The sequence below is a fragment of the Bacillus mesophilum genome, from assembly GCF_008923265.1.
GTDB lineage: Bacteria > Bacillota > Bacilli > Bacillales > Cytobacillaceae > Cytobacillus > Cytobacillus mesophilum.
The window spans coordinates 670,306-686,779 of record NZ_WBOT01000002.1 but is presented as its reverse complement, the minus strand read 5'-3'; the positions used below and the strand labels follow the sequence as shown (position 1 = coordinate 686,779).

The 16,474-nt window shown below is 40.3% G+C and carries 21 protein-coding genes and 1 other annotated feature; all 21 genes read left to right on the top strand.

Annotation, left to right across the window (positions count from 1 at the left end; genetic code table 11):
• Positions 1-18 precede the first annotated feature (18 nt).
• A complete protein-coding gene (locus F7732_RS08395; RefSeq protein WP_151573427.1) occupies positions 19-432 on the top strand; it encodes a prepilin-type N-terminal cleavage/methylation domain-containing protein in 414 nt (137 codons plus the stop codon).
• Positions 433-436: 4 nt separating this feature from the next.
• Positions 437-1,180 (top strand): prepilin peptidase, encoded by a 744-nt coding sequence (locus F7732_RS08390; protein WP_151573426.1) that lies wholly within the window; start codon positions 437-439, stop codon positions 1,178-1,180.
• A 12-nt stretch (positions 1,181-1,192) separates the two neighbouring features.
• Positions 1,193-2,185: a type IV pilus biogenesis protein PilM gene (gene pilM, locus F7732_RS08385; protein ID WP_151573425.1), complete on the top strand. Its 993-nt coding sequence runs from the start codon at positions 1,193-1,195 to the stop codon at positions 2,183-2,185.
• 3 nt (positions 2,186-2,188) lie between these two features.
• The gene (locus F7732_RS08380) at positions 2,189-2,827 is read left to right on the top strand and encodes a fimbrial assembly protein (protein ID WP_151573424.1); all 639 of its coding nucleotides are present in this window, start codon (positions 2,189-2,191) and stop codon (positions 2,825-2,827) included.
• Positions 2,824-3,621, top strand: coding sequence for a pilus assembly protein PilO (locus F7732_RS08375; protein ID WP_240056568.1), 798 nt, complete (start codon positions 2,824-2,826; stop codon positions 3,619-3,621). Before F7732_RS08380 ends, F7732_RS08375 begins: the two co-directional genes overlap by 4 nt.
• 106 nt (positions 3,622-3,727) lie before the next feature.
• Positions 3,728-4,180 (top strand): type II secretion system protein, encoded by a 453-nt coding sequence (locus F7732_RS08370; RefSeq protein WP_151573423.1) that lies wholly within the window; start codon positions 3,728-3,730, stop codon positions 4,178-4,180.
• Between the two features lie 121 nt (positions 4,181-4,301).
• The gene (locus F7732_RS08365) at positions 4,302-5,360 is read left to right on the top strand and encodes a hypothetical protein (protein ID WP_151573422.1); all 1,059 of its coding nucleotides are present in this window, start codon (positions 4,302-4,304) and stop codon (positions 5,358-5,360) included.
• Between the two features lie 201 nt (positions 5,361-5,561).
• Positions 5,562-6,134, top strand: a complete 573-nt coding sequence (locus F7732_RS08360; protein WP_151573421.1) for a Maf family protein — start codon at positions 5,562-5,564, stop codon at positions 6,132-6,134.
• Between the two features lie 43 nt (positions 6,135-6,177).
• Entirely contained in the window at positions 6,178-6,867 is a 690-nt protein-coding gene (radC, locus tag F7732_RS08355; protein WP_151573420.1) for a RadC family protein, read from the top strand.
• Positions 6,868-7,012: 145 nt separating this feature from the next.
• Positions 7,013-8,035 (top strand): rod shape-determining protein, encoded by a 1,023-nt coding sequence (locus F7732_RS08350; RefSeq protein ID WP_066443160.1) that lies wholly within the window; start codon positions 7,013-7,015, stop codon positions 8,033-8,035.
• 92 nt (positions 8,036-8,127) lie between these two features.
• Positions 8,128-9,027 carry a rod shape-determining protein MreC gene (gene mreC / locus F7732_RS08345; protein ID WP_151573419.1) on the top strand — a complete coding sequence of 300 codons (900 nt, stop codon included), beginning with the start codon at positions 8,128-8,130 and terminating at the stop codon, positions 9,025-9,027.
• Positions 9,024-9,539 (top strand): rod shape-determining protein MreD, encoded by a 516-nt coding sequence (gene mreD, locus F7732_RS08340; RefSeq protein WP_151573418.1) that lies wholly within the window; start codon positions 9,024-9,026, stop codon positions 9,537-9,539. The genes mreC and mreD overlap by 4 nt, the downstream gene beginning before the upstream one ends.
• Before the next feature lie 279 nt (positions 9,540-9,818).
• A complete protein-coding gene (minC, locus tag F7732_RS08335; RefSeq protein ID WP_151573417.1) occupies positions 9,819-10,496 on the top strand; it encodes a septum site-determining protein MinC in 678 nt (225 codons plus the stop codon).
• A gap of 1 nt (position 10,497) precedes the next feature.
• Positions 10,498-11,301 (top strand): septum site-determining protein MinD, encoded by an 804-nt coding sequence (gene minD, locus F7732_RS08330; protein ID WP_151573416.1) that lies wholly within the window; start codon positions 10,498-10,500, stop codon positions 11,299-11,301.
• A 141-nt stretch (positions 11,302-11,442) separates the two neighbouring features.
• The gene (locus tag F7732_RS08325) at positions 11,443-12,225 is read left to right on the top strand and encodes a M23 family metallopeptidase (protein ID WP_151573415.1); all 783 of its coding nucleotides are present in this window, start codon (positions 11,443-11,445) and stop codon (positions 12,223-12,225) included.
• Positions 12,218-13,084 carry a M50 family metallopeptidase gene (locus tag F7732_RS08320; RefSeq protein ID WP_151573414.1) on the top strand — a complete coding sequence of 289 codons (867 nt, stop codon included), beginning with the start codon at positions 12,218-12,220 and terminating at the stop codon, positions 13,082-13,084. The genes F7732_RS08325 and F7732_RS08320 overlap by 8 nt, the downstream gene beginning before the upstream one ends.
• Positions 13,085-13,107: 23 nt before the next feature.
• Entirely contained in the window at positions 13,108-14,574 is a 1,467-nt protein-coding gene (locus F7732_RS08315) for an Rne/Rng family ribonuclease (protein ID WP_151573413.1), read from the top strand.
• Between the two features lie 49 nt (positions 14,575-14,623).
• Positions 14,624-14,704 (top strand) — a sequence feature (ribosomal protein L21 leader region).
• A 12-nt stretch (positions 14,705-14,716) separates the two neighbouring features.
• The gene (gene rplU, locus F7732_RS08310) at positions 14,717-15,025 is read left to right on the top strand and encodes a 50S ribosomal protein L21 (protein WP_066443168.1); all 309 of its coding nucleotides are present in this window, start codon (positions 14,717-14,719) and stop codon (positions 15,023-15,025) included.
• A gap of 12 nt (positions 15,026-15,037) precedes the next feature.
• Positions 15,038-15,382, top strand: coding sequence for a ribosomal-processing cysteine protease Prp (locus tag F7732_RS08305; protein WP_151573412.1), 345 nt, complete (start codon positions 15,038-15,040; stop codon positions 15,380-15,382).
• On the top strand, positions 15,383-15,676 hold the full coding sequence (gene rpmA, locus F7732_RS08300) for a 50S ribosomal protein L27 (protein ID WP_066443170.1): 294 nt from the start codon (positions 15,383-15,385) through the stop codon (positions 15,674-15,676).
• 211 nt (positions 15,677-15,887) lie between these two features.
• Positions 15,888-16,448 carry a sporulation initiation phosphotransferase B gene (locus F7732_RS08295; protein WP_151573411.1) on the top strand — a complete coding sequence of 187 codons (561 nt, stop codon included), beginning with the start codon at positions 15,888-15,890 and terminating at the stop codon, positions 16,446-16,448.
• The last annotated feature ends 26 nt before the right edge of the window (positions 16,449-16,474 follow it).

The following is a 16,474-nucleotide window of genomic DNA, read 5'->3' as shown; positions in this document are numbered from 1 at the left end:
ATTTTAAGGAGAATGAACATGTTTCAAAAACTAAGAAACACATTAAAAAATCAAAAAGGTTTAACACTAATCGAGCTTCTTGCTGTTATTGTTATTTTAGGGATTATTGCTGCGATTGCTATACCTAGTATTGGTGGTTTGATTAATAAGACAAAAAATGATGCAAAAGTAGCAGAAGCTGTGCAAATTATTAGCTCAGCTAAAATGTATGTAACTACTAACCCAACAGCAACAACTTTAGATTTTGATGATCTTGAATCTTATCTAGACAACGTTAAAGATGAAACTTTTACTGTAACAGTTTCAAAGGATGCGACTTCTGGAAAGTTTGATTATAAAATCACAAACCATGATGCTGCTCCTATTGTTAAAGACAGTGCTACAGCAACAGAAGTTACTGAGCAAGAATTATTAACATTCTCTGGTAACTAAAAAAATGTTCTTTTTAGTATTCATATACGGCCTCCTCCTCGGCTCCTTCTACAACGTAGTGGGCCTGAGGGTCCCGAACGGAGAGTCAATTGTAAAGCCGCGGTCGCATTGTCCAAAGTGTGGACATGTTCTCACGCCGCTTGAGCTTGTCCCAGTTTTATCTTATGTATTTTTACGAGGAAGATGCAGGTGCTGTAAGGCACCTGTTTCGCTCGTTTATCCGCTAATTGAATTGATGACAGGATTGCTGTTTGTGGCAGCGCCGCTCCTTATGGGGTGGAGTGCGGAATTATTGATTGCCTGGACGCTTATCTCTCTTATCGTCATCATCTGGATCACCGATATTAAATACATGCTGATTCCAGATAAAATCCTGCTTGTATTTGCAATCATCTTAATAGCTGAACGTATTTTTATTCCGCTCACTCCATGGTGGGATTCAATTGCTGGTGCTGCAGTCGGATTTGGTCTGCTGCTTTTTATTGCCGTGATCAGTAAAGGCGGCATGGGCGGCGGCGATATTAAGCTATATGGCGTACTCGGAATAGCACTTGGAGTCAAACTAGTCTTATTATCATTCTTTATCGCAACTTTAATAGGAGCTGTTTTTGGCGTAGTGGGCTTGCTTACTGGCAAACTTAAAAGAGGGAATCCGATTCCTTTTGGTCCTTTTATCGGGATTGGTGCTTTAGCAGCTTATTTTTTTGGCAATGACATTATCACCTGGTATTTGCATTCACTATTATAAGGAGTTTTGAAAATGGCCTTTCGTTTGAAGCTGGGAAAACAATCAAATATTAGCCTGATCATTAAGGATCATGTTATTCGTTTAGCTGAAGTAAAGTCACATGGAGAACTGCACATCCAGCGTTTAGAAGAACGGTTTATTCCTAGTGGATTGATTAAGGAAGGCAGAATTCAGGATAGTGAAACATTAATAGCCATTTTAGAAGAATGTGTGAATGAATGGAAGCTAAAAAACAAGCAAGTAACCTTTTTAGTGCCAGATCCATTCATTGTCATGAGGAAAATAGCAATTCCTGCCGATGTGCATGAAGATGAACTGAAGGGCTATTTATTTATGGAAATTGGTGCAACGATTCATCTTCCGTTTGAGGATCCAATATTTGATTATTATTCTTTGCCTCAGCAGAACAATGAGCGCAAGGAAGTACTGCTTTTTGCCGCACCTGAAGGTGTAGTGGCTGAGTATACAGATATTCTGGAAGAGGTAAAGCTAAAGCCGGCAGCAGCAGACTTATCAGCACTTTCTCTTTATAGACTGTACCATAAGCTCGATATGGCAAATGCGAATGAAAACTTGATGCTCGTTCAATATGATCTTACAACGGTAAATGTCAGTATATTTGAAAATCATATTCCGATCATTATGCGGCATTTAAAGCTGGATATTGATGCATCACAATGGGATACGGTCAGGTCTGAGAACGGCGGCAGAAAGCTTCATTATTCAGGATCTGCAAATGATGTGGGCAGTTCGCTAATGGATAGCTATAAAGAAATCGATCGGGTTCAGGATTATTATCAATTTTCACTGACGCAAGGCAAAAAGAAGATTACGAAGATCGTTGTCGACGGTGATCATCCTTATCTTGACGAGGTTTTTAAAGAAATGAAGAATCGCTATTCTGTACCTGTTTTAACATTGAAAAATGATGTGATAGATTCGGGGCAAGATGCTGAGCTTCCATCATTTTATTTGAATATCGGATTAGCTTTAAAAGAGGTGTAGAAGATGTTAGTCGATATTAATCTGCTTCCGCAAAAAGAGAAAAAAACAAAAGCTTCTTATATCGTTCTTCTAGCTTCTATCTTGATTGTGTTGATTATAGCTGCGATTTTCTTTTTTATCATTCAGGACCGGAAGCAGTCTATTGCGGATACTGAGCAGCAGCTGGCGCAAACAACAGAGCTGCTGGAGGCAAAACGGGCAAAGCTGGAAAACTATCAGTCCTCCAATTCTGTAACAGACTTACAAAATGCAATAACTTGGGCAGATCAGCAGCCTTATAATGTAGTTTATATGCTGCAGGAGCTGACAAAACTTCTGCCTGAACGGGGCTTTATCAGCGAGTTTGAAATGAATGAAGATCATGCAGTCAATCAGCAGGTTCAATTTGATACAAAATCAGAAGCTGCATACTATTTAAGCTTGCTGACATCTGTACAGTGGATAGAGGAAGCTGTGCTTACGGAAGCACAAACTGCTGACTTAACCGACCAGGAAAATGAATCTGCTGTTAGTGATGATATTGTTCCAAGGTATATTGCCAATTACGAGATGAGAATCAATGTGCCTGCTTTAAAAGAGGCGGCTCAAGCAGAAAATGATGAGCAAGATCGTGACCAGGATGAAGGAGGCACTTCACCATGAATGTTCAGCTTTCAAAAAAACAGCTAGGCTTTGTCTTCCTGGGAATTGTTTTAATCGGTATACTCACTTTCGGGCTTTATTACTTATTTATTTTGCCGCTAAACGATCAGATTGACCGTAAGAACACTGAACTTGACATGGCAAGACAGGAACTTGACATTATCGATAATACGTTAACTCAAAATAGTGAGCAGACCGTTTTAAATACGATGGAACTGCAAAAAGAAGTGCCTGTTAAGCGTCTTTTAGATCAGCTTCTTTTAAATGTGGAAAAAGCTGAAATTGTTTCGGATGCAACTATTAATGAAATACAGCTTAATGGAACACAGGAAGATGAAAATATTGATTTGATCAGTGAAGAAGGAACAGTACAATATGATCCAGAAACAGAGGAAGAGCAAGCTGATCCTGAGGAAATTGTAGATGAAGATTCTGAAACAAGTGAAACAGGAGAACCGGAAACTCCATTGCCAAACGGCATTAAAAAAACATCACTAACATTGTTTGGAGAGTCAGATTCCTATTTTGAATTAGAGAAGCTCCTTGAGAATTTATTGTCTATGGAGCGGATTATTAAAATTGAAGAATTGAATTTTACTGGTCTTCAAGAAGTATATTCTGTTCAGCAGGATACGAGCAATGTCACATTTGAAATCACACTTGCTGCCTATTATTATCCAGCACTTGAAGATTTAGAGGCAGAGCTTCCGCCGGTTGACGCACCAGATGGTTCAAATAAAAGCGATCCGCTAAATCGCTTCACAACGGAAGAAGATGAAGATGATACACCTTAAGAGGGATATTTGCTATTATACAATGGTGACAAGCTTTAATAGCGATCTTCCTCTCTCCGTTGACACATTGTAAAAAATACTTCTGTCGAAAAAGAGGGGTCTAGTCATGATCAAAATACACACTAGACTAAATGAAAAGGGACTTACATTAATTGAACTCCTTGCTGTGATTGTTATTTTGGGCATTGTTGCTGCGATTGCCGTTATGTCGATCACAAACGTCATTCAAAAGGCACGCGATCAGGCCTTTGTAGGCAATGCGATTGCTTTGAAAGAAGCTGCTGACTTTTATATTCGCCACGAATTAACAAGCGGAGGCACCGTTCAAGCTTCTGTTTCTTATAAAGCGCTGGAAGAACAGCAGTTTATAGATGAGTTTAAAGATCCCCATAGCGGTGACATGTTAGAGCCATCTGATGATACATATGTTGTCATAACAGGAGAATCAGCCACAGCTGTCTGTTTAAAAGGCAGTGAGAAAAACCTTTGCACTTATAATGGTGCAGAAAATGCCATTCCAATCAGCGAGTTAATCACAGCAAATATATTGCCGAATTAAAGCTAATATAAAAAATTTGACGAAACTCTCCCATAACAAGACGACAAAAGTCTTGTTATTTTTTTTTGCTGTTGTGTTAGGATGTAACCATTCAAAAATCGACAGGATGGGAGGACAAGCAGTGGAACACCAAAAAGGACAAAAGACAATCACCATTAAAATAAATGGAGAAGACCGGCCATTTCAAGTGAAGAAAACAGATCATCCAGAGGAAAAGCTGCAGGAAAAAAAGGAACCAATGGAGACTTTTGCGAGCTTCCAGACGGCAGCTGCTCAAGAGGCAGACTCTGACGACAAATTTGACTGGATTCTTCCTGAGGAAGGGCCTGAAAATGAAGTGAAGGAATTTAACATTGCTTCTGCTCCTGAAAAGAAGAAAAATCTAAAAGGTTTCTCTGTTTTTAACGCAGGGCTGAAAAAGAAAGGAACAAAGAGTTATGTGCCAACGGTCTTTTTTGCTGTGTTTTTCGCCGTATTGCTTGGGACAAGCTTTGGTTTCATCCTATTAAAGCTAGTGATTGCGGAACCTGATGCAACCGCTTCGCCAGCTGCTGGAACACCTTCAGAGGAAACAGGTGAACAGCCAGGAGCGCCAGCTGGTACGATTCAGTTTGAAGCCGGGGCTATAAATACATTTATTGTACAAGGCGGAGTATTTACGACAGAAGAAGGTGTTAAGCAAGAACAGCAAAAGAGCATAGATAAAGGGGTGCCAGCTTCTTATATTCAAGGCGAAGGCAATTATCCGCTTCTGCTTGCTGTATCTGCTGATCTTACAAAAGCAAAGGACGCCGGGACTAAGCTCAAAGAACAAGGATTTCAAGTGTTTGCAAAAGAGCTCACTTTCGGCGGGGCAACCATTGAAGGGCTGACAGAAGATGAAAAAGCGCTGCTTGAACACATTCCAGCTCTATTTAAAAGCTTAACAGCAAGTGCGTCAGCTGTATTTACTGGAGTTGAAATTCCTGCAGATACAGCTGAAAATACAGCCGCAGCAGGCGAAGTCCTTATGGCTATTTCAGATGATCAGATCAAACAGGAAAAGCTGATTCTTCTAAAACAGGAGCTGAGTTCGGCACTTACACAATTTGAAGCATATGTCAGCAAACCTGATGCTTCCTCCTCAGATAAATTGCAAGCTCATCTGCTGGCTTTTTTAGCCGCGTATGATGCTTTATAAATGTTATTAGAGAAAAATTTTCCCGGGAAATTTTTTCGAGTCTGTTCGATTTTATGTGACAGGCTCTTTTTTTATGCCTAAAGGTAGAAATTCATAAAGATTTTCTGCAAAAGCTTTATTAAAAATTGTTTGCTTCTGCAAAGTTTGGTACGATTAGAGTGTATCTCCATTCTGGTACAAAACATAAGGTAAGGTGATTACATGCAAACCCTCATTTTAGCCTCTTCTTCTCCACGTCGGAAAGAACTTCTTGAAATTCTTCAACTACCATTTGAAATCAAAAGCAGTGATGTTGATGAAAATTTTGAACCTGGCACAAAACCTGCCGAGGTTGTCATGGAACTCGCCAAACGTAAAGCAGACGCCGTTTTTCAGGATCATAAAGATTCGTATGTGATCGGTGCGGATACAGTTGTTGTGTTAGGTGATGCCATTTTAGGAAAACCGCACGATGAAGATAATGCTTTTACGATGCTTCGTTCTCTTTCTGGGAAACAGCATTCTGTCTTTACCGGTGTATCCATTGTGTCTCCACAAGGAACAACTACATTTTTTACAGAAACAAAAGTATTATTCTGGGAGTTAGCGGATGATGAAATAAAGGCCTACTTAAAAACCGGCGAACCTTTTGATAAGGCAGGAGCATATGGAATTCAAGGATTTGGTTCCATGCTTGTGAAGGAAATACACGGTGATTATTTTGCAGTTGTAGGCCTTCCTGTTTCACAAACGGTTCGCAAGTTAAAAGAAGCTGGCTTTAACCTCCCGATGTAATGGCACCATTTCCATAACTCCCTCCAGCAAAGGGAGGAATACGATGGACTCGGAATCATTGTTAATAAAAGATTTCCCTGAAAGCGAAAGGCCGAGGGAGCGGTTTATTCAAAAAGGCCCTGAAAGTCTTTCCACGCATGAATTAATCGCTATTTTGCTGAGAACAGGCACAAAAGATGAATCTGTTCTGCAATTATCGAATCGTCTTCTTAAGCATTTTGAAGGCCTCCGCTTATTAAAGGATGCAACGCTGGATGAAATTACATCTATTAAAGGCATAGGCACAGCCAAAGCAATTCAAGTCCTTGCAGCCGTTGAAATTGGCAGGCGTATTTCTAATCTCACTTATGAGGAACGATACAGCATCCGCTCTCCTGAGGATGGAGCAAATTATGTCATGCATGATATGCGCTTTTTATCGCAGGAGCATTTTGTATGCTTATATTTGAATACGAAAAATCAGGTGCTGAGCAAGCAAACCGTTTTTATTGGGAGCTTAAATGCTTCGATTGTCCATCCGCGCGAGGTTTTTAAAGAAGCGTTAAAGCGTTCTGCCGCTTCAGTAATTTGTGTTCATAATCATCCTTCTGGAGATCCATCTCCCAGCAGGGAAGATATTGAAGTAACGAAGCGTTTAGGTGAGTGCGGAAAAATAATTGGCATTGAAGTGCTTGATCATCTTATTATCGGGGAAAATAAATTTGTCAGCTTAAAGGAAAAAGGGTATTTATAGCACTAGGTTTTTATTTGACGTTGGGCTATAATATTGTTTATGATTTTTTAGATGCACAGTAATAAAATGATATAATGAGGGATATGGACTTATATTGTTCACGGGTAGTGGACAGGTTATATGTATCAGAAAGGGAGATACTGTTATGTTTGGAATTGGAACTAAAGATTTAGGAATAGATCTGGGAACTGCTAACACACTTGTATATGTAAAAGGAAAAGGAATTGTTGTAAGGGAGCCATCTGTTGTTGCCCTGCAGACAGATACAAAAGCTATTGTGGCTGTAGGTAATGACGCGAAAAATATGATCGGCCGTACACCGGGAAATATTGTTGCTCTTCGTCCAATGAAGGACGGGGTCATTGCAGATTACGAAACAACGGCTGTTATGATGAAATATTATATTAAACAAGCGAATAAAAATAAAGGTTTGTTCTCTGGCAAGCCATATGTCATGGTATGTGTGCCATCTGGCATTACGGCGGTTGAGGAACGTGCTGTTGTCGATGCAACACGTCAGGCCGGTGCGAGAGACGCCTATACGATTGAAGAACCATTTGCAGCTGCCATTGGTGCCAATCTTCCTGTTTGGGAGCCGACTGGAAGCATGGTTGTGGATATTGGCGGAGGTACAACTGAAGTTGCGATCATCTCATTGGGAGGAATTGTAACAAGCCAATCAATCCGCATTGCTGGTGATGAAATGGATGATGCCATTATTAATTATATCCGCAAAACGTACAACCTGATGATCGGGGATCGTACTGCTGAAATGATTAAAGTGGAAATTGGATCTGCCAGTGACCCAGAGGGTGTCGATAATATTGATATCCGCGGCCGCGATTTGTTAACAGGATTGCCTAAAACAATTGAAATTACGGCAGAAGAAATCTCAAAGGCTTTAAATGATACCGTTGCTGCAATCGTGGATGCAGTAAAAGTAACATTAGAAAAAACACCGCCAGAACTTGCAGCCGACATTATGGATCGCGGAATTGTTCTTACAGGCGGCGGAGCACTGCTGCGGAATTTGGACAAGGTTATTAGTGAAGAAACAAAAATGCCAGTGCTGATTGCTGAAAACCCATTGGATTGTGTAGCCATTGGAACAGGGAAAGCATTGGATCATATTGATCTGTTTAAAACAAAAGCTAAGGATTCTCGTTAATCAAGGAAAATAGAATGGCATCATTCTTTTTCAGGTCTGATGCCTTTTTCCTTATACATGCTAATGCGAAAAAATAAATCGAGGTGTTCAAAATGCCACAGTTTTTTTTGAATAAGCGCCTGATTATTTTGCTTGTCAGCATTATCGTACTTGTGGCGTTAATTGGTTTTTCCTTGCGTGAACGCGAAAAGGTTACGTGGCCGGAGCAATTCCTTAAGGATATGACAGGATTTGTGCAAAATGCTCTATCAGGCCCAACAAATTATATTGCCGGCTTTATTGAAAATGTGCAGGACTTGCAAAATACATACAGTGAAAATCAAGAACTCAAGCCGCGGCTAGACAAGCTTGCTAGTCTTGAAGCTGAAGTGCAGCGATTGAAAAAGGACAATGCAGAACTGCGGGATATTGTCGGAAAAGAAGATGCACTCAGTCAATATGAACCGATCCAGGCGACAGTGATCGGAAGAAACCCTGACCGTTATCGTGAGAATTTGATAATTAATAAAGGGGAAAATGACGGCATTCAGGCAGATATGGCTGTTATAACGGCAAATGGATTAATCGGTAAGGTGAAGAATGCCCAAAGCTTTACTTCAACCGTACAGTTATTAAGCTCTATGGATCCAACGAACCGGATTTCTGCAGCAATCCAGGCGGAGGACAATAAGAAAGTTTTTGGTTTAATTGAAGGCTATGATAAAGATAAAAAGCTGTTAATGATGACGAAGATTCCTTATGATGCCGAAGTGAAGGAAGGTCAAAATGTTATTAGTTCGGGTCTTGGCGGTGTGTTTCCTGAAGGACTGCCAATTGGGAAAGTGCTTGAGGTAGAAAATGCCGAATACGGACTTACGCAAACGGCTTATCTGGAAACCGGCGCAGACTTGTATGATATCAGTCATGTCATGGTTGCTAAAATTACAAGCATGTCAGCTGAAATTCAAGAAGAATTGCAAAGTACGCTAGAAGAAGAGGAGGAAGAGGAGTGAGAAAATATCTTCTTCCATTCTTGTTTCTTTTTCTGTTTGTTTTTGAAAGTATATTTGTGCAATATTTGCCGACTGAAATGTTTGGCAGCGACAGAATCACTGTTCCGCGCTTCTTAATCATCAGTATTCTATTTCTGACTGTGTTCAGCTCACGCAAATATGGAATTATTTATGGAGTAATCTTTGGCTTGCTGTTTGATATTGTGTATACAGGCGTCATAGGCATTTATCTGTTTTCTTTTCCAATTCTCGCTTACTTAATGTCCAAATTAATGCGAATATTGCAGACAAACATCGTGATGGTCAGCTTGGCTTCATTACTCTTGATTGTTCTGCTTGAAATAGGTGTATATGAAATTAACGTAGTGATTAATCAGACCGATCTGTCGTTTGCAGACTTTGCTTCTTTGCGACTTTTGCCGACAGTAGTGCTTAACTCTGCCTTTATCATCATTGCCAGCTATCCATTAAAAAGGCATTTTGAAAAGTTTATGGCAAGTGTATCTGATTAATACAGCAATAGTCAGTTGTCATTGATCTTTCAAATTCCTTAGGCTGTTGAAAAATATTGTCATCAGCCTAAGGAATCATCTATTAGGTGAAAGGATTTTCTGAGCTTTCTGTCGAATATATTTTCAGATAGAGAAAATCTGTGAGCTTTTTACATGAGGTAGTAGATTCATATAAAAACGAAAAAGGAAGAAATAGAATATCATATATTTATATTTCCTGTTTCCTTCCAGTATATGATTTTTATGCGGAGAGCTTTTTCTTGAGGTGAACAACTTGAAATGAAAAAATACCAAAATGTAACGATAAAAGGAACAAAAGAAGGACTAACACTGCATCTTGATGATACATGTTCCTACAGTGACTTGAAAGAAGAGCTCGATCAGAAGCTTTCAGAAAGCAGCAAGTCTCAGAGTGACAAATTAATTTCGGTTATGGTCCAAGTTGGCAATCGTTATTTAACTGCTGACCAGAAAGAAGAATTAAGAGAATTAATCCGTCAGAAGAAAAATCTTGTTGTGGATACAATTAATTCAAATGTAGTAACAAAGCAAGAAGCAGAAGCTGAACGAATTGCACATGAAGTTGTGTCCATCGCGAAAATTGTAAGATCAGGTCAAGTTCTTGAAGTTGCCGGGGACCTGCTGCTCATCGGTGACGTGAATCCTGGCGGAACCGTGAAAGCAGGAGGGAATATATACATATTAGGAGCTTTGAAGGGCATTGCACATGCAGGCTGCAGCGGTAATCGGGAAGCTGTGATCGCCGCTTCGGTTATGAAGCCTTCACAATTAAGAATTGAAGAATGTTTAAATCGTGCACCTGATCATTACCCAGGAGAAGATGGGCGCGAAATGGAATGTGCTTATATAGATGAAAACAATCAAATTACAATTGATAGATTACAAGCTTTAATGAATATTCGACCAAATTTATCGAAATTGCAAGGGGGATTCTAGTGTGGGAGAAGCAATAGTCATTACATCCGGTAAGGGTGGTGTCGGTAAAACGACGACATCAGCAAATGTTGGAACTGCCTTAGCCTTGCAGGGCAAAAAAGTATGTCTAGTTGATACAGATATCGGCCTCCGCAATCTGGATGTAGTAATGGGACTGGAAAACCGCATTATATATGACCTTGTGGACGTCGTCGAAGGCAGATGCAAAATTCACCAGGCGCTTGTAAAAGATAAGCGTTTTGAGGATTTGCTTTATTTGCTTCCAGCAGCACAAACGAGTGATAAAAACGCTGTGTCTCCAGAACAAATGAAAGTGTTAATTGATGAATTAAAACAGGATTATGATTATATCGTCATCGACTGTCCCGCAGGAATTGAACAGGGATACCGAAATGCTGTTGCCGGAGCGGATCATGCAATCGTTGTGACAACACCTGAGGTTAGTGCTGTAAGAGATGCGGACAGAATTATCGGCTTACTGGAAAAAGAAGAAGGAATCAGCGCTCCTAGACTTATTATCAATCGTATTCGCAATCATCTGATGAAAAATGGCGACATGCTGGATGTAGATGAAATTACAACCCATCTTTCCATTGATCTGATTGGCATTGTAGCAGATGATGATGAAGTGATTAAGGCTTCCAATCACGGCGAGCCAATTGCTTTGAATCCGAACAGCAAGGCTTCCATTGCTTACCGGAATATTGCGCGCCGCATTTTGGGTGAATCTGTTCCTCTTCAATCACTTGACGAAGATCAGGCAGGCATGTTTTCGAAAATTAAAAAGTTTTTTGGCGTTAAATAATAAATGTGTGTGCATGCACTGTAAGAAATTAGACCGGGGATTCCCGGTTTTTTTATTTGGAAAGCTTCTCCATCAGTCATACTCTATTTGGACAACTCATAAAATGGTAGAAATAAATACCATGATGGTGGTGGAATAGATATGAGTTCAAGAGCTGATGAAATTCGCAAGAAGATGGCTAAGAAGAAAAGAGAAATGGAAAGAACCCCAAATAGAGGACATAAACCTCCTATGTGGATGGAAGAAGAACAGGAAAACGGCTACGGCTACAGCACAATTCCGGATTATGATCATCCGCCTTTAAAAGATGGTCATCCTCTTTTTAAAAAAGAGGTAATCATCTTTAAGATTCTTTTTTCGGCATGCTTATTTCTGGCTGTGGCCATTCTGTTTCGCAGTGAAACTCCGTCCTTAACATCGGCAAAAACATTTATCGTCTCTACAATGGAAAAGGATTTTCAGTTTGCGGCCGTTGCAGATTGGTATGAAGATCAATTTGGCAAGCCGCTTGCGTTATTGCCAGTCAAGGATGATGAAAACAATGAACAAACACAGCAGAACCTTACTGATTATGCTTTACCAGCGTCTGCTAAGATTGTCGAGGATTTCGATGATAATGGGCAAAGAATGATCCTTGAAACTGAAAAGGGTGCAAGTGTAGAAGCCATGAGTGAAGGCTATGTTTCCTTTGCCGGTTTAAAAGAGGACTTTGGCAATACTGTTGTGATTCAGCATCCAGACCGGAGTGAGTCATGGTATGGCAATCTCGAAAGCATTGATGTAAAGCTTTCACAGTATATAAACAAGGGCACTGCTGTAGGAGCGGCTTCAGCGTCTGAAAATGGTGAGAAAGGTTCCTTTTACCTGGCGATTAAAAAGGGGGATGATTTCATCGACCCTATTCAGGTGATCCCATTTGATTAAAATACTGAGCTTGGTAAAATATCTTTATATACATCCGCTCCTATGGGTTGTAATAGGACTGGCCATTGCTACTGGGCATTTCAGAGAATTGCTGCTTCTGCTTTGCATTATCATTGTTCACGAATTTGGTCATGCTGCGGCTGCGGCTCATTATAATTGGCGTATAAAAAGGATTGCCTTGCTCCCATTTGGCGGTGTTGCTGAAATGGATGAGCATGGCAATCGTCCCTTGCGTGAAGAACTTATTGTCATATTGGCAGGACCGCTCCAGCATGTCTGGTTAATTGGCGGAGCTGCTTTATTACATAGCGTCTCATGGATGTCAGCAGATGTCTTTCAACTGTTTGTCCACTATAACTTAATGATCTTAGTTTTTAATTTGCTTCCTATTTGGCCGCTTGATGGAGGAAAACTCATTTTTTTGTTTTATTCCAGTAAGCTTCCGTTTCCGGCTGCCCATAAAAAAACAATCTACCTGTCAATCAGCAGTCTGGCAGTATTTATGATCTTCTTTTTATTCACCGGGCCTTTTAATTTAAATATATGGATTGTAGCTGCTTTTTTAGCATTTTCACTATATTATGAATGGAAACAAACCAGATATACATTTATGCGCTTTTTGCTTCAGCGTTATTATGGAAAGCATACAGATATACGGATATTAAAGCCGATCGTTGTGGACGAAAAAGACAAATTGATTGATGTGCTTGATCAATTTCAGCGCGGCTGTAAGCATCCGATCGTGATTGAACAGGATGGATCTGAAAAAGGGATGCTTGATGAGAACGAATTGCTTCATGCTTATTTTTCTGAAAAGCTTGTAACTGCTAAAATAGGAGATATTGTTTATCTGTATTAAAGAATAAAGCGAGGAACCCAGAATTGGAAAAGCTAATCATTAACAGCACCACAAGTGAAAAAAGGTATATTTTGCTTAAGGATAATATAGTAGAAAAACTTGTGATTGAACAGCCAAAGCAGCAGGCAGCCGTAGGCAATATTTATTTAGGACTGACTGAAAAGGTTCTTCCGGGCTTAAATGCTGCATTCATAGGCATTGGTCTGGAGAAAAGCGGATTTCTTCATAAGGAGAAGTTAAGTTCCTTTGTGAATGAAGATCAGGAAAAGGCAGTAAAAGAGAACCGTTCAATCTCGTCATATGTTCATCAGGGTGAAAAAATGCTTGTTCAGATCGAGAAGGATGCTGCCGGAACAAAGGGGCCGAGACTAACCGGTATAATCGAACTGTCGGGAGAGCACATGATCTATATGCCGGAAGGGCGTTATGTGGCTATTTCGAAAAAAATAGACCAGCCAACGGACAGACAGCGCCTGAGAAGCTTTGGGATGAGAGAAAAAAATGATCGTGAGGGCCTCATTTTTAGAACATCGTCTTTAGAGCAGCCCGAATCTGCTCTTCTCGAAGAACTTCAAAACCTGCGAGAACAATATAAAGAGATATCTGCACTGGCTGCGTCCAGAAAAAAGCCTGGGCTTGTATTTGAAGAAGACGTTTTTTTACAAAGCTTGATTGAAGAAGTGAAAAAAATGAAATCAGGCGAAATCCTGGCTGATGAACGCTCTGTACAAACGCTGCTTGGCCGCTATACTTCTCTGCCTGTTAGTCATTACCATGATAAAGTAAATATTTTAGCCTCTCATAGTCTTGAAGGCGAAATCGAGAAGGCGATGAAGCGAATCGTCTGGCTAAACCAGGGCAGCTATTTAATATTCGATGAAGCCGAGGCGCTTACGGTTATTGACGTGAATACTGGGAAATTCTCAGGCAAGCAGAATCGGCAGGATACGGTTTATAAAACAAATGAGCTTGCGGCAAGAGAAGCGGCAAGGCAAATCAGGCTTCGTGATCTCGCGGGCATCATTTTAATTGATTTTATCGATATGCAAAATGACAATGATAAAAAATCGATTATAAAGGTTATGGGGGAAGAGCTTGCGAAGGACGAACGGCAAACAAAGCTGATTGGCTTCACTCCATTAGGCATATTGCAGCTGACGAGAAAAAAGACGAAAAACTCTCTGCGGGAATTACTTACTTCCTCATGCAGAGTTTGTCATGGAACAGGACGTGTGCTAAGCGCGGAAAGTATAGCTTTCCGATTAGAAAGGGAGCTATGGGAATATCGGGGCAGTGATTATGACGCTGTGCTGATTAGACTGACACAAGATGTAAAGGATGTTTTTTTGGGAGAACAAGCAGTTCATCAGCAGCGATTAGAAGATACGCTCGGAATGAAATTGTTATTTTCAATTGCTGAAGATATGATCCCTTCATATGAGATTAAACAATTGGGTGCTTATTCTGATCTGAAAAAGAATTTACATTGACATATATCCTGATAATATGATAGTATTTTCATGTTATGTTTGTAGCGCACCTGTGCTACAACCGCACAGACCAGGTGTTAAGAGGTAGCTTTCTGCTTCCCACCTGAAGATGGCGAGTCTTAGTTTATGAGGAGGTGCATTTATGTACGCGATTATTGAAACTGGCGGTAAGCAAGTACGTGTAGAAGAAGGTCAAGCAATCTACATCGAAAAACTTAACGGCGAAGCAGGCGAAACGGTAACTTTTGATAAGGTTCTTTTTGTAGGCGGAGAAAGTGTGAAAGTAGGAAGCCCGGTTGTTGAGGGTGCTACTGTAACGGCTAAAGTTGAAAAACAAGGCCGTGCGAAGAAGATCACTGTATTCAAATACAAAGCGAAAAAGAACTACCGCAAAAAGCAAGGTCATCGTCAGCCTTACACTAAAGTTGTTATTGAAAAGATCAACGCATAAGGCGATTCTGACATGATTGATATTACGATTTATCGTAATCAAACCGGTAAGATTCAATCCTTTGCCATCAGCGGCCATGCTTTTTTTGCCGAAAGAGGTCAGGATATTGTGTGTGCAGGTGTTTCTGCTGTCTCGGTCGGCGCAATTAATGCGGTGCACGAGCTGACAGGTGTGACACCAGATATCACCCATGATCCCGATGGACTGCTTCACTGCACTCTTCCTGATAACCTGTCAGGAAATGTGCTTGATAAAGTTCAGCTTTTGCTCGAAGGAATGGTTGTCTCATTGCAGAGTATTGAAGAGACTTACGGACAGAATATAAGAATTACCTTCAAAAAACAGGAGGTGGAATAAATGCTATTAAAATTAGATCTTCAGTTGTTCGCTTCTAAAAAAGGAGTAGGTTCTACTAAGAACGGCCGTGATTCAATCTCTAAGCGTCTTGGCGCTAAGCGTGCGGACGGTCAATTCGTAACTGGCGGCTCTATCCTTTACCGTCAGCGCGGAACAAAGATTTACCCAGGTGTAAACGTAGGTAAAGGTGGAGATGACACACTTTTCGCGAAAGTGGACGGTGTTGTTAAATTCGAGCGTCTTGGACGTGACCGCAAGCAAGTGAGCGTATATCCACAAGCACAAGAAGCATAAGCGATTAGGAAAACTCTAACCTTTATGGTTAGAGTTTTCGTTTTATATACAGCTTTTCCTTAGTATCGTCCTATAAAGATGATGAAAAAATGAAAAGAGGTACTTTAAAGTCATGTTATTTGCTCAAATTAGATTACGTCCAGTTGCTTTTTTGATATACTTACTAAAAGGATGATTTCGTCACTACTTAGTATAGGAGTATCTGTATCTTATGGATAAAGAATGGGATATGATTGAAGTGCTGCGCCATGCACGTCATGACTGGCTTAACAAACTTCAATTAATCAAAGGAAATCTGGCACTGGATAAAATCGATCGGGCAAAAGAAATTATTGATGAGATTGTGTTGGAATCGCAGCAAGAGGCGAAGCTTTCAAACTTAAAAATTCCTCTATTTGCATCATTGCTCCTCACCTATAATTGGGAAAATCACTTTTTTCAGCTCGAATATGATGTGCTGGAGGTTGATGGAAACAGCTGTATTAAACAGCTGGATGACAAAGCGCTGGCACAATGGACAAGCACATTTTTTGAGTGCCTCAATGCATCGGTAAAACCTTATTATGAAAATCACCTTTCAGTTTCAATAGAGCCCCAAAGCGAAGCAGCGCGATTCTTTTTTGATTTTAGCGGGATCATAGTCGATAAAAGTATGTTAAACGAGTTTTTTACGAGCATACCGAACTTTTTAAGCGTACATCTTCATGAGTTTTCAGATATGGAGCTTGGATTGGAAGTTTTCGTGCCTTTTAGCATGGAAAATAAAAAGTAGTGATTCTCGTCGAATAGCATTTCATC